This window comes from Cognatiyoonia sediminum (assembly GCF_900129845.1).
Classification (GTDB): domain Bacteria; phylum Pseudomonadota; class Alphaproteobacteria; order Rhodobacterales; family Rhodobacteraceae; genus Cognatiyoonia; species Cognatiyoonia sediminum.
The window spans coordinates 13875-27793 of the sequence record NZ_FQXB01000005.1 but is presented as its reverse complement, the minus strand read 5'-3'; the positions used below and the strand labels follow the sequence as shown (position 1 = coordinate 27793).

Sequence of the window (13919 nt, the reverse complement as noted above, 5' to 3'; positions counted from 1 at the left end):
TTCCCCTTTAGGCGGCTGTTGGGCCGGGATGATTGGCCAAAAATTTCTCGAGGGTCTCGGTATCGGCCATCGCAGGCGCACAGCCCGGGCGCGATACCGTGACGGAGGCACAGGCGGACCCGCGCAGAAGTGACGATTTCAAATCATGTCCGTCGGCGAGTGAGGTCACGAGACCGGCCATAAAACTGTCGCCAGCCCCGGTCGGCTTAAGCGCTTCAACCGGATAGATACCTGTACGGATTTCCTCGCCCTTCGCAAAGGTGATGGCTCCCTCATGGCCCATCTTATAGACCACCATAGCCGCAGTGGTTTCAGAAAGCGCCCGCGCTTTATCAAGGCCCTTCTCGATCCCACCGGCCATGAAGCCGAATTCTTCGTCGTTCCCGACGATCATGTCGCTTACCCCGGCTGCGCGAGTTAAAACCTCTTCTGCGACTTTGGGGCTGGGCCAAGAATACGGGCGATAGTCGACATCGAAGATGATCGGCAAACCGGCGGCCTTGGCTAAGTCGAAGGCTTTGAACGTGGCGGCGCGCGACGGTTCCGCGGCGAAAACGGTGCCCGCTGTGATCAAGGCCCCAAATGCCGAATAATCAACCGCCGATACATCAGTGGCATCCATCTGAAAGTCAGCAGCTCCGTTGCGATAGATCACCGACTGATGCCCTTCAAGGCGGCTCTCATACACAGCGAGAGAGCTTCGGAACTCGCCACCTACAGGCGTCACGTAAGTAGCATCGACTCCGTAGCGTTCCAATTGCCCAACGCAGTAGCGCCCGATGCTGTCATCGGACACGCGCGTCACAAGCGCAGCTTTGCCGCCAAGCTTACAAATCCCCGCACCAATATTGGCAGAGCTTCCGCCCATCCCGACCATCATCTCTTCGGCATCTTCGGTGGCACCACCGGGCTGAGTGAACAAATCCATCCCAACACGCCCGACGATAATGAAGTTGTTCGCCTTGATCCCGTTTATGAGGCCGTCAAAGTCCAACTAGACGCCCTTTCTCTGCCGCGCACGTGTGGATTCCACGTCCTTATGGGCTGCCGTGACTGTGTCGCTAGTAGAGATATGCGGCGTCCCAACTTCCCACCATGTATGCCCTTCGGTCGTCCAACCTTCGTAGGCGTCGACCTTCATGCAAATGACATACGTGCGGTCTGCCGCCTTGGCCCGCGCAAAGGCTTCAGCGAGATCAGCAGGGTTTTCGACCGTCTCAGCCAATGTCCCCATCGAACGTGCGTGAGCTTCAAAATCGACTTCAACTTGTTCGGTCGCCGTCGGCGTATCTGAAATCAAGTTGTTAAAACTTTCATTGCCGGTGTTGTTTTGCAGCTTGTTGATGACCGCAAAGCCGCCGTTGTCGAGCACCAGAACGATCATCTTCTTCTGGGTCAGGACGGAGGAATAGATGTCCGAATTCATCAACAGATACGAACCGTCCCCGGTGAAAACGATCGTGTCTTTGTCAGGTTCCATCTCCGACTGCGCAATTCGCGCACCCCACCCGCCAGCGATCTCATACCCCATGCAGGAAAAGCCAAATTCAACGTCGACTGTCCCTATGTCGAGCGTACGCCAGTTCGCTGTCACCTCGGCCGGCAATCCACCAGCCGCGGCGACAACACGGTCACGCGGATCGCAGGCTGCGTTCACAGCACCAATGGCTTGCGCATATGACGCGGGCCGATTGCCGATCCGAACGTTCTCGGCCACATAGTCATCCCATTTTGCCCGCTCCGCCTGCGCCTCTTTTGTCCAACTCGACGGTGCCTTATATCCGCCCCCCATCGTCAACTGATCCAGTGCCAGCTTCGCATCGCCCACAACAGTCATCGACATATGCTTTGCAGCATCATGTCGCCCAACATTGATTCCGATGAACTTTGCATCGGGACGAAACGCCGTCCAGGACCCCGTGGTGAAATCCTGCAATCGCGTGCCGACTGCCAAGATCACATCGGCCTTCTCCGCAATCGCATTGGCCGAATCCGATCCAGTCACGCCGATTGGGCCAATGTTCAGCGGATGCTCTGCCACCATATTCGCGCGACCTGCGATGGTTTCGACAACCGGAATGCCTGCTGTTTCCGCGAACTCGGTCAATTCAGCAACAGCGCCGGAGTACTGAACCCCACCACCGGCGATGATCATTGGGCGTTCTGCCGTTTTCAACAACACAATCGCATCATTGATCTCGGCCGCATCCGGCATCTGACGACGAATACGGTGCACGCGCTCCTCAAAGAAAGAAACAGGATAGTCGTAAGTCCACCCTTGAACGTCCTGCGGCAAACCGATGAAGGCTGGCCCGCAGTCAACTGGGTCCAACATGGTGTTCAAAGCAGCTGGCAGAGATTGGATAATCTGCGCAGGGTGCGTGATCCGATCCCAATAGCGGCTGACCGCCCTAAACGCGTCATTGACCCCGAAAGTCGGATTGCCAAAGTGCTCCAACTGCTGAAGCACAGGATCAGGCAGCCTTGTTAGAAAGGCATCGCCACATAGCAACAGCATCGGCAAGCGGTTCGCATGTGCCAAAGCGGCAGAGGTCAAAAGGTTCGCCGTACCCGGCCCAGCAGACGCGGTGCAAAACATGAAGCGGCGGCGCAGATAGGCTTTCGCATAAGCCGCAGCAGCGAATCCCATACCCTGCTCATTCTGCCCACGATAGGTTGGCAGCACATCCCGATGGTCATAAAGCGCTTCACCAAGACAGGTGACATTGCCATGGCCAAAAATGCCGAACCCACCGCCACACACACGCGTCTTCACGCCATCAATTTCGATATATTGCGCCGCCAAATAGCGCACAATTGCTTGCGCTGTCGTCAACGTGACAGTCTCAGGTTTATCGACCACGATGTCCTCCCAGGCGGTGCATATCTTTGTTCTGTCAATATTGCTATTGACCCAGCTACCAAAATGAAGATACCCATTTTGCAACCGGTTGCAAACACAAATTTGAGGGCGCCATGAAAGACATCGGAATTGGCATTGTGGGCGGTGGCTACATGGGCAAAGCGCACTCTGTTGCCTTTGCCGCAGTGGCCTCTGTCTTTGATACCACGCTGCGCCCAAGGCTGGTGCGAATCTGTGCATCTTCCGACGAAAGCGCCGAACGCTACCGTGCAACATATGGATTCGAAACTGCTACTTCTGATTGGCGCGAACTGGTCGAAGACCCGAACGTAGAGGCCGTCGTGATCGCCTCCCCTCAAAAGACCCATCGCGCTATTGCAGAAGCCGCATTTGCCTTAGGCAAACCGGTTCTTTGCGAAAAACCTCTCGGCATTTCCGTCGAAGAAAGCCAAGCCATGGTCGACGCAGCCGAAAAGGCAGGGGTCACCAATATGGTCGGCTTCAACTATGTTCGCACGCCTGCGACACAGTTCGCCCGCAAACTCATCGAAGATGGCCGCATCGGGAAAGTCGCTTATTTCCGTGGCGAGATGACCGAAGATTTCTTCGCCGATCCCGAAATCGGCGGCTGGCGCGGTCAAGGGGCGGCCAACGGCTGCATGGGCGACCTTTCACCCCACATGATCAACTGCGCCCGTGCATTGATGGGGCCAATCACATCGCTCTGTGCGATCGCGGAAACGGTACATGACACCCGCGCGGGCGAGAAAGTCACCAACGACGATCAGGCGCAAATGATGTGCCGGTTCGAAAATGGCGTACAGGGACATATGTTCTTTTCCCGCGTCGCGACTGGTCGGAAAATGGGCTACGCCTATGAAGTCCACGGCACGCATGGGCACATCAGGTTTGATCAAGAAGATCAAAACGCTCTTTGGCTCTATACGACCGAGGGGCCAGAGGTTGAGCGAGGGTTCCGCAAAATCCTGACCGGACCAGAACACCCTGACTATCTGCCCTTCTGTCAAGGGCCGGGCCATGGCACGGGCTACCAAGATCAAATCATCATCGAGGCGAAGGATTTCCTGACCGCCATCGCCACGAAAACCGACATTTGGCCAACCTTCCGGGAAGGCCTTGAAGTTAATCGCGTTGTCGCCGCCGTTCTCGATTCCAGTGCCAAGCAGGCCTGGGTAAACGTCGCCGACTACTGAATAAGGTAAGAAAACATGATCAAAATCGGAAATGCCCCTTGTTCTTGGGGTGTGGAGTTCGCAGACGATCCGCGCAACCCTGCATGGCGCAAAGTACTGCAAGAAAATGCCGATGCCGGCTACAAAGGCATTGAACTTGGCCCTGTCGGTTTCATGCCCGAAGACCCAGCCATTCTCTCCGAAGCACTTGAGGAGTTCGATCAGGAACTTGTCGGCGGTGTTGTCTTCCGCCCTTTCCATGACCCTGACGCGTGGGATGATGTGATGGATGGCGCGGTGCGGACCTGCAAAGCGCTGAAAGCACACGGCGCCGAGCATCTTGTGCTGATCGACAGCATCTCGCCCCGCCGCGCGCCAACGGCTGGCCGCGCGGATGAGGCTGAACAGTTGGATAAGGCAGAATGGACCACTTTCCGCGACAAGATCGCAACTGTCGCCAAGATGGGAGCGGAGGAATATGGCCTCACCGTCGGCATTCACGCCCACGCCGCTGGCTTTATGGATTTTGAGCCAGAACTTGAACGTCTGCTGGATGAAGTGGACGAGAACATCCTCAAGATTTGCTTCGATACGGGCCACCACTCCTACGCGGGATTTGATCCTGTTGCCTTTATGAAAAAGCACATCCAACGTATCAGCTATATGCACTTCAAAGACATTGATCCGAACGTAAAAGCCGACGTCGTGAAGAACCGCACGGATTTCTACGAAGCCTGCGGCCAAGGCATCTTTTGCAATTTGGGTGACGGCGATGTGGACTTCCCCGCTGTCCGGCAAACGCTTCTGGATGCGGGCTTTGAGGGCTGGTGCACTGTGGAGCAGGATTGCGACCCTGAGGGTGACACGTCCCCCGTTGATGACGCCAAACTGAACCGCACTTACCTGCAATCCATTGGTTTCTAAGGAGACACCCATGAAACGACTGAACTGGGGGATGATCGGTGGCGGCGAAGGCAGCCAAATCGGGCCAGCGCACCGTATGGGCGCGCAAGCCGATGGTAATTTCGTTCTAGCGGCAGGCGCGTTGGATCATGATGCCGAGCGCGGCAAAGACTATGCCCAGCGCCTAGGTGTCGCGGAGGACCGTGCCTACGGAAATTGGCAAGAAATGTTGGAAGGTGAGAAAAACCGCGACGACCGCATCGATCTCGTCACCGTCGCCACCCCAAATTCAACCCACTTTGAAATCACAAAGTCTTTCCTCGAAGCAGGCTTTAACGTGCTGTGCGAGAAACCCATGACGATGACCGTCGAAGAAGGCGAAGAGATCGTGAAGATCGCGGAAGCAACGGGCAAAATCTGCGCTGTAAACTATTGCTACTCGGCCTACCCAATGGTCCGAGAAATGCGCAACATGGTGGCCAATGGCGACATCGGCAAGGTCCGACTGATTGTCACCAGCTTCAGCCACGGCCACCACGGCGATGCCACCGATGCCGACAACCCGCGTGTCCGTTGGCGTTACGACCCAGCGATGGCGGGTGTCTCCGGCCAGTTCGCAGATTGCGGCATCCACGCGATGCATATGGCGAGCTTTGTCGCTGGTGACGAGGTCCGCACGCTCTCTGCTGACTTCGCTTCCACTATCGCCAGCCGCGAGTTGGAAGACGACGCTATGGTGAGCTTCCGCATGGAACGCGGCACCGTCGGGCGGCTTTGGACGTCCTCCGTTGCCATCGGCCGCCAACATGGTTTCGATATTCAAGTCTTTGGCGAAACTGGCGGGATGAAATGGTTCTCCGAACAGCCGAACCAAGTGCTTTATACCCCTGTCGGCGGTCGCACCCAGATCATGGAAAAAGGGGAAAGCGGTCTCTCTGACGAAGCCTCGCGCCTAAGCCGCGTCGCAATCGCTCACCCGGAAGGCTTCCCCATGGCAGTCGCAAATATCTATGTCGACCTAGCCGCCGCTATCCGTGGCGAACCGCATGGCGACTATCCGAAAGCTGTGGACGGCTTGAGGTCAATGGCGGCTGTGCATCAGGCCGTAGCATCTGCCAATGAAGACGGCGCTTGGGTCGATGCAAGGCCGCCGATGTTTAGAACGTAACGAGTTCTACGGCAAAGGGCGCAAAGTCCCCCGCTCTACAATCCGGCCCGAATGCAAACGCGCTTCGGGCCATTTGCGTTCCGACGACAGCATACCTTTCATCAACTCAATCGACTCACGAATGATCTCACCAATTGGGTTGTGAATGGTTGTGAGATTGATGTTCGCCCAACCAGCCATTTCCATGTCATTCAAACCGATCAACCCAACCTCTTCCGGCACGGCAATTCCGGCTGTCTCCAATGAAGAGAGGGCGCCAATGGAAACGACATCGTCACCGCAAAAGTAAGCATCTGCCAAAGTGCCATCGATTAGACGGGTCATCTCGTCCCGCCCGCCATCGAAACTATAGCTGTCTGCATAACTCACACTTGTCTCTATGCCCGCGTGCTGCGAAGCTTCGCCAAGAAACCCTGCACAGCGATCTTGGGTCGAAGTCGCACTCTTGGGGCCTCCCAAGAACGCAATTCTGCGATACCCACGTGCGATCAATGTCTCTGCTGCCATCCGTCCGGCTGCGTGGTTGTCGATCCCGATGGTCGTCACCTTAGGATCAGCCACTTGCCGACCGAATGGGTGCACCACCGGAACACCCGCATCTTGGAACGCTTCCGCAAAAGTCACAGGCAATGTGGAAGACGCGACAATCACACCATCGACTGAATACTGACGCAACATACGAACCGAATTTGCCGGATCGGTTTCGTCCGAGAGGTTCACCAACAAGGGTCGCAACCCGCTTTCCTGCAAGCCCTTAGTCACCAAATCAAAGACCTCAAGGAAAATCGGGTTGTGAAAGTTGTTTGACACAACCCCAATCATCTTTGTCCGACCTGTCGTTAGAGAAGAAGCCAGCGCATTGGGGCTATACCCCAGCTCTGACGCAGCTTTTTCCACCTTTTCGCGGGTGCGAGCAGAAACGGAGGCCCCTTCGGTAAAGGTTCGTGACACAGCTGATCGAGACACACCTGCGCGCTCTGACACGTCTTTCAATGTCACAGCCATGCTAGTCTATCCTTCGGTTTCTGTTAGTCATCGACCGGCCTTTCAGTTCTCCCTTGGGTCGCTAGCCAAAAAAAAGGCGGCGGTAAATACCGCCGCTTTCTTTAGTTTATGCAGCGCCTTCGTATTCGGCGCCGGTCTTCGCTCCGGTGATATAAGCGACAATATCCTGACCGTCTGTCTCTTCCTTGCGCAAGTTCGCAACGATACGACCGCGCCGGAACACGATGATCCTGTCCACAAGATCCATGACCTGACGCATATTGTGACTGACAAGGATCAATGGCTCGCCCTGCTCTTTCAGCGTTCGGATAATGTTTTCAACCTGTGCGGTTTCCTGAACACCAAGCGCTGCGGTCGGTTCGTCCATGATCGTCAACTTAGACGCAAAACTCGCAGTACGCGCGATCGCGACACACTGTCTTTGGCCACCAGACATGCGCTCGATTGTGTTCCGTATGTTTGGAATTTTAACGCCAGTCCGCTCTAGCGCATCCAGCGTATCTTGTCGCATAGACTTATAGTCAAGAAGTCGGAACGGGCCAAGCCAGTCCAATTTGGTCTTTTCCCGCCCAAGGAAAAGATTGTCAGGGACGTCCAGATGGTCTGCTAGAGCCAGAGTTTGGAACACAGTTTCGATGCCCGCTTCTCTAGCGTCAATTGGGCCTGTGAAATTCACCGGTTGCCCGTCAAAAATCACGTCTCCGCTTGTACGCTGCTCCACGCCAGTGATCTGGCGGACAAAGGTGGACTTGCCGGCACCGTTGTCACCCATGATCGCGACATGTTCACCCTTTTTCAGGATAAAGTTCGCATCGTTCAAAGCCTGCACACCACCGTAGTGCTTCGTCAGGCCTCTGGTTTCGAGTACGATATCGTTGCTCATCTTTCGGCCCTCCTACGCTCGGTTCCGTTGTCGGTATTGGTCAAGAATGACCGCCGCCACGATGATCGCGCCCATGGCCATCAACTGATACGACCCATCAAGCTTGATGTAGGTAAATCCAGACCGGATCACACCCAAAACCATCGCACCTAAAACTGTCCCGATGATTGACCCGCGTCCGCCCTGCAAGCTGATGCCGCCGATCACGGCCATCGCAATGGCGAAGAGCTCGTAGAATTCACCCATACCCGCCTGCGCTGTCACAGCCTTTGAGCTCAGCACAATACCTGCGAAAGCCGCCAACATAGAGGCAATCATGTAGACCATAACCTTATGGCGCTTCACGTTGATGCCCGACATCCGCGCGGCTTCTTCGTTGGAGCCGATGGCGTAGGTGTGTTTGCCGTAAACGGTGTAGCTCATGATCAGTTGGAAGATGATTGCCAGAAGAACGAACCATACGACTGGCATCATGCCAGACCCGATCCAGGCATACGCGTCCGTTGGAAACGAAACAGGGTTACCGCCGGACCACCACAGGGCAATGCCGCGGCAGAACAGGAACATACCAAGGGTCGCAATAAACGGTGGAATTCTAAAGTACGCGATGAACGTGCCGTTTATGATGCCAATGCATGCCCCGAACGCCAAGCCGATCACGACGGGAACAATGACCGGAAGGTCCATTGCCCAAGGGCCAAACAGAGCTTTGGGGTTTGGGAAGCCGTTGACCTCAGCGACTTGAGCGAAACTCATGGCGATCATGGCGGTTGCCGCGACCAAAGGGCCCGAGGAAAGGTCGATCCCGCCTGTGATAATGACCTGCGTCACACCCAAAGCGATGATACCGATAATGGCCACTTGCAGAATGATGATCTGCAGTCTTGCTTCGTTAAAGATGCTGTCAAAGCGGTCCTTGGTATCGAACAAGAAGCTTTGGCCGTTCATGTAAGGCGCGAATTGTCCGATCGCCTCAAACACGACGATAATGATGACCAATGCTAAAAGAATATTCAGCTCGTTGGGCCACGACCTTTTTGATTTATCAAAGGTCAGACCACCGACGCCTTGGCTTGTGTCAGCCATGCTCGCCTCCCCAGTTGTCGGTAAAGAAGTGGACGGCGCGTGAGTCGCACCGCCCATTTTTCAGATCAAACGATCTTAGTTGCGAGACATAAACTCGCCCATGTTCTCTGGCGTAACTAGAACGAATGGGATGTAAACCTTGGTGTCCACATCTTCACCAGCGATCAGCTTCAGAGCTGCGTCGATGGAGCCTGTGCCCTGACCAACAGAGTCCTGGAACACTGTCACGTCATAGTCGCCAGCTGCCATTGCAAGCAGAGCGTCTTGAGAAGCGTCAACACCACCAACCTGAACGTCAGCCATGTCGATACCAGCTGCCTTCATCGCTTGGATCGCACCGATCGCCATCTCGTCGTTGTTGGCAAGAACAAAGTCGAATGGCTCACCTGAAGACATCCAGTTTGTCATCAAGTCCTGTGCTTCGTCACGAGACCAGTTGGCAGGTGCTTCATCGATGATTTCCATGAAGTTACACATGTCCATGCCGATCACATCATAAACGTCCTTCGAACGCTGAACTGCAGCCTGGTTGGAAAGCTGACCATTCATCAGGTAGCCGCGTGCGCCGTTGCCTTTGCCTTCAGCGCGCAGGTTCTTGCAGATTTCAAATGCAGAAAGTGTACCAGACTCGATCTCGTTTGATGCAACAAACGCCTGAGTCGGTGGCAGTTCGTTCACGTTGTCAGGCTCACGGTTAACGTAAACCAATGGCACGTCGCCAGCCGCCGCAGAAACCGCCGCACCTGCAGATGTGTCAACGATGTTCACGATGATCGCGTCAACGCCTTGCGCCACGAAGTTCTTCACTTGGTCGATCTGCTTGGCCAAGTCGTCTGTCGCGTCTTCCTGCTGGTATGACAGGCCGTCGATTGTGCCTGCATACTCAACCATGCCAGTCCGCAGAACGGTCAGCCAGTTATCGTCGAAACGCGAAAACGTTGCGCCGATTTCCTGTGACGCAGCAGATGTTGCCATCAAGGCAGTTAGACCTGTCGCGAGTAGATATTTTTTCATGTTTTCCTCCCAAGGATCGGTGTCCGGCACACCGTTATCTGACCGGAAGCCTCGTCGTGCTCTTGGCACGGCGAAGCCTTCAACTGTGAAAAAATGCCTCTGAATTCCCTCCCAGCGGCACCATTTGCCCCAGCGCTTGCCATCACAAGACACCGCGACTTAGGACGCGATTCTCACTTTCGCTAACCCTTACCTTAGGCATTTTGCAACCGGTTGCAAGAATGAAGTTTTTGGGCATGGTTAATTTTCATGTCGACTTTGGGTTGTCTTGCCAAAGATTCAGGCAGACAAGTATCGGCAAGGATTACGCCCAAAGGAGAAACAAGATGCAAAAGAACAAGCTTCGTGAGATGTGGCGCGCCGGAACACCGACGATCAACGCTTGGTCTTCAATTGGGAACCCCTTCGTGGCCGAAATCATGGCCGCGCAAGGCTATGACAGCTTAACAGTTGACCTGCAGCACGGAGCGCTCGACTACACCGACTTACTTCCAATTTTTCAAGCGACAAAGGCTTCAGGCGCTACCCTGATGGCGCGGGTGCCGTGGCTAGATCCGTCGGCGATTATGAAGGCGATGGATGCGGGTGCGATGGGCATCATTTGCCCCATGATCAACAACCGTCAGGAAGCGGAGGAATTTGTGTCCTACATGCGCTATCCGCCGCATGGGCAGCGCAGTTTTGGCCCTACTCGGGCCGTTTTTGCGCAAGAGAACTACGGCGTTGCCGCAAATGACGAAGTTTTGGCAATCGCAATGATTGAGACCAAGGAAGGGGCTGAGAACTTGGCGGAGATCACATCCACTCCGGGATTGGATGGAATTTATGTGGGCCCCGCCGACCTCACACTCGGCACACAGCAAGGGCGCTTGCCTCCGGGTCTCGATCGCCAAGAGCCTGAAATGATCGAGATCATTCAGAACATCGCGAAAGAGTGCCAAAAGAATAGTATTGGTGCATGTATTCATTGCGGAACGCCCGAGTATGCAGCTCAAGCAATCAGTTGGGGGTATAACCTAACCACAGTCGCTGGCGACGTCCGGCTTTTGGCTGCCGCAGCCAGCGACTCGATCTCGGTTTTTCACGACCTAACCAGCCGTGTTGATGCGCCCGATCAGACGGAAGCTGGCTATTGAAGCAGCTCATGATCAGACCTTTCCATGGTTGGGAATTCTCATGAGAATTGAGCCCTTCGCAGTCGAGATGTGGATGAATGAATGGGAAACGCGCTGCCGATATAACCTGGCTGAAACTTGCGTGGATAGCATCACAATCGAAGAACTTCTCAAATTGTCAGGTCAAAACAGCGCCGATCTGAGCGCCATCTTGGCCATGAAGATGACCTACGGCGCGATAGAGGGATCAGATCGATTGAGGGCCGCAATCGCTGATCTTTTTGATCACCAAAGCGCAGAAAACATCACCGTTACCCACGGCACAATTGCCGCAAATATGTTGGTTCACAAGGCATTGGTCGAGCGGAACGACCACGTTGTCGCCATCGTACCAACCTATCAGCAACATTACTCCATCCCCGAAAGCATCGGCGCAAACGTTGATACTTTGGAACTGTTGGAGGAGAACTCGTTTCTGCCCGATTTGGAAGAACTGCGAGGCATAGTTCACAAGAAGACAAAGCTTATCGCATTGACGAATCCGAACAATCCAACCGGTGCGCTTATGGATGAGGCGATGTTATTGCGCGTCGCCGAGATCGCCCGCAGCGTCGGCGCTTATGTGCTTTGCGATGAGGTGTATCGTGGTACCGATCAGACCGGAACTGGATTAACCACATCCATCGCTGACCTTTATGAGAAAGGAATTAGTACGGGGAGCACGTCAAAAGCTTTCTCCCTTGCTGGTCTTAGGCTTGGCTGGATCGTTGGGCCCCAGGAAGTGCAGCAAACCGTGATGATCCATCGCGACTACGACACTATCTCGGTCGGCATGATTAACGACTATCTTGCCTGCCTTGCACTTGAAAATCGCGATAAGATCCTTGCTAGAAGCCAGCAAATCACGCGCGATAACCTTGTTATGCTTGAAGATTGGGTGGCCAATGAACCGCGCATCTCATGGGTGAAGCCAAACTCAGGTACCACCGCGATGCTCAAGTTTGATCTTCCTGTGACATCACGCGAACTTTGCATAGATCTACTTGAAAAGACCGGGGTCATGTTCACCCCAGGTGACGCCTTCGGTATGGACGATCATATACGGATAGGCTTCGGAAATTCGCCAGTAGCATTGCAAAAGGGGCTTCAGAAGGTATCGAAATATCTCACAGAGCATCCGACGTGATTTTTTGCTTTCGGAATTTACCCTTTTCGTTTTGAGAAGCCTGAGAAACACCTATGATGGCGGCACACCAAAACGAAGAATACTGACAAAGAATGACAAGTAAGCCAGCCAATTTAACTCGGATTCAATCAGAGCGCCGGGACGAAATCTTGAGTTCCGCTTTGGAAATTTTCTCTAAGAATGGCTACAAGGGCGCCTCAATCAACAAGATCGCCCAAGCGGCAAACATGTCGACACCGCGCCTTCTTTATCACTTCAGCGACAAAGAGAAACTCTATTCAGATCTTTTGTCATCGACACTTTCGCTGTGGATCGATCCATTGGAATTCATCGGGCAAACCGACGATGCCGTCGAAGAGATCTGCAATTATGTCCGTCGGAAAATCGAAATGTCACGAGACTATCCTCGCGAGAGTCGGTTGTTTGCGAGCGAAATATTGATTGGTATCGAACGTGCAGACGATAGCTTGTTCGATCCTTTGCATCAGATCTTTAGAGATAAAATTGAACTGATTCAGAGGTGGTCGAACGAAGGGAAAATTGCGCCCGTTGACCCTTATCATCTCATTTACTCTATCTGGGCCACCACGCAGCATTATGCCGACTTTGATGTTCAAATTCGTACTCTATCGCCACAAAAGATGGAGAACCTCTTTGATGATGCTGAGGCGTTCCTCATTCCGATGTACACAAAGTTGCTAACACCGTCGCGTTAACCCTTCGAGATTCCATTGATTAGTATGTCCTTTACCGCCCGTTTGGTTTCAGACCACTGCGTTTCGGACAGCTCTTTGTCATCGTTCAAGGTTTGAATTTGGTGGGTAAAGTCAGCGTAGTGCTGCGTGGTCGCCCAAATTGCATACAAAAGATTGCGCGCGTTTATTGGCCTGATCATACCGCGATCAATCCAACCATCTATCACTGAAATTCTATCATTCGTCCAATCGCGAAGTTCATTTTCTAGATAGTCCTGAACGATCGGAGCTCGCTGAATAATCTCATTCGCCCAAACTTTTGACCCGTGCGGTCTGACCCGCGCTAACTCTAGCTTGGTATCGATATATTCGCCAAGTGCCTGTTCAGGATCGCTGTCGGGCTGAATATTATCCGCCGCCTGCCGCCAAACGTTAAAGATGTCTTCGACGACCAATCGATATAATTTCTTTTTTGTTTCAAAGTAATAAACCACATTGGATTTCGGCAAATTGACTTCCTGCGCGATCCGTCCGAAAGATGCACCTTCATAACCATACTCAGCAAATACACGCTCAGCCGCAGCCAGAATCCGCTCTCGCGTTTCCTCTCTATGACGCGCCTGAATGCCGGTGGCTGGCTTGTTCATTTCTGATCTGCCCAAATACAATGCATTTTGGCTCCATAACGCATTGACGGAGCCGAGTCTTTCCCAACGATAGTCGAACACCGCACGTTCGGTCAAAAAAAGATTGACCGAACGTACAAGAAATTTGCAGGCTATGTTCCAAGGGAGAAAACAAGGGGGCG

Annotated in this window: 13 protein-coding genes; 6 read left to right on the top strand and 7 right to left on the bottom strand. The window is 53.8% G+C overall.

Annotated features, from left to right (window positions below; translation table 11 throughout):
- Positions 1-7: 7 nt before the first annotated feature.
- Both iolC and iolD read right to left on the bottom strand, forming a co-directional pair.
- Positions 8-994: a 5-dehydro-2-deoxygluconokinase gene (gene iolC, locus BUA85_RS13455; protein ID WP_278246409.1), complete on the bottom strand. Its 987-nt coding sequence runs from the start codon at positions 992-994 to the stop codon at positions 8-10.
- On the bottom strand, positions 995-2863 hold the full coding sequence (iolD, locus tag BUA85_RS13450) for a 3D-(3,5/4)-trihydroxycyclohexane-1,2-dione acylhydrolase (decyclizing) (RefSeq protein WP_072902224.1): 1869 nt from the start codon (positions 2861-2863) through the stop codon (positions 995-997).
- 113 nt (positions 2864-2976) lie between these two features.
- On the opposite strand from iolD, the gene BUA85_RS13445 reads away from it, so the two are divergent.
- The 3 genes from BUA85_RS13445 to BUA85_RS13435 are packed head-to-tail and all read left to right on the top strand — an operon-like array spanning position 2977 to position 6127.
- Positions 2977-4077: a Gfo/Idh/MocA family protein gene (locus BUA85_RS13445; protein WP_072901972.1), complete on the top strand. Its 1101-nt coding sequence runs from the start codon at positions 2977-2979 to the stop codon at positions 4075-4077.
- Between the two features lie 15 nt (positions 4078-4092).
- Positions 4093-4980, top strand: coding sequence for a TIM barrel protein (locus tag BUA85_RS13440; protein ID WP_072901970.1), 888 nt, complete (start codon positions 4093-4095; stop codon positions 4978-4980).
- 10 nt (positions 4981-4990) lie between these two features.
- Positions 4991-6127, top strand: coding sequence for a Gfo/Idh/MocA family protein (locus tag BUA85_RS13435; protein WP_072901968.1), 1137 nt, complete (start codon positions 4991-4993; stop codon positions 6125-6127).
- Between the two features lie 6 nt (positions 6128-6133).
- Here the strand turns inward: BUA85_RS13435 and BUA85_RS13430 are convergent, their stop codons facing one another.
- The 4 genes from BUA85_RS13430 to BUA85_RS13415 form a co-directional block, all read right to left on the bottom strand.
- Positions 6134-7132, bottom strand: coding sequence for a LacI family DNA-binding transcriptional regulator (locus BUA85_RS13430; protein WP_072901966.1), 999 nt, complete (start codon positions 7130-7132; stop codon positions 6134-6136).
- Between the two features lie 106 nt (positions 7133-7238).
- A complete protein-coding gene (locus tag BUA85_RS13425; RefSeq protein ID WP_072901964.1) occupies positions 7239-8015 on the bottom strand; it encodes an ATP-binding cassette domain-containing protein in 777 nt (258 codons plus the stop codon).
- Between the two features lie 12 nt (positions 8016-8027).
- Positions 8028-9101: an ABC transporter permease gene (locus BUA85_RS13420; RefSeq protein WP_072902222.1), complete on the bottom strand. Its 1074-nt coding sequence runs from the start codon at positions 9099-9101 to the stop codon at positions 8028-8030.
- Between the two features lie 75 nt (positions 9102-9176).
- Entirely contained in the window at positions 9177-10115 is a 939-nt protein-coding gene (locus BUA85_RS13415) for a substrate-binding domain-containing protein (protein ID WP_072901963.1), read from the bottom strand.
- Between the two features lie 326 nt (positions 10116-10441).
- Here BUA85_RS13415 and BUA85_RS13410 point away from each other — a divergent pair, with 326 nt between their 5' ends.
- From BUA85_RS13410 to BUA85_RS13400, 3 genes are all read left to right on the top strand, one after another.
- Positions 10442-11251, top strand: a complete 810-nt coding sequence (locus tag BUA85_RS13410; protein WP_072902220.1) for an HpcH/HpaI aldolase family protein — start codon at positions 10442-10444, stop codon at positions 11249-11251.
- A gap of 40 nt (positions 11252-11291) precedes the next feature.
- Positions 11292-12416, top strand: a complete 1125-nt coding sequence (locus tag BUA85_RS13405) for an aminotransferase (RefSeq protein WP_072902218.1) — start codon at positions 11292-11294, stop codon at positions 12414-12416.
- 92 nt (positions 12417-12508) lie between these two features.
- Complete coding sequence (locus tag BUA85_RS13400; RefSeq protein WP_072901961.1) at positions 12509-13132, top strand: TetR family transcriptional regulator C-terminal domain-containing protein; 624 nt, start codon at positions 12509-12511, stop codon at positions 13130-13132.
- Here BUA85_RS13400 and BUA85_RS13395 read toward each other — a convergent pair.
- Positions 13129-13758, bottom strand: coding sequence for a TetR family transcriptional regulator C-terminal domain-containing protein (locus BUA85_RS13395; protein ID WP_072901960.1), 630 nt, complete (start codon positions 13756-13758; stop codon positions 13129-13131). The two genes, BUA85_RS13400 and BUA85_RS13395, sit on opposite strands and share 4 nt — an antisense overlap.
- Positions 13759-13919 lie beyond the last annotated feature (161 nt).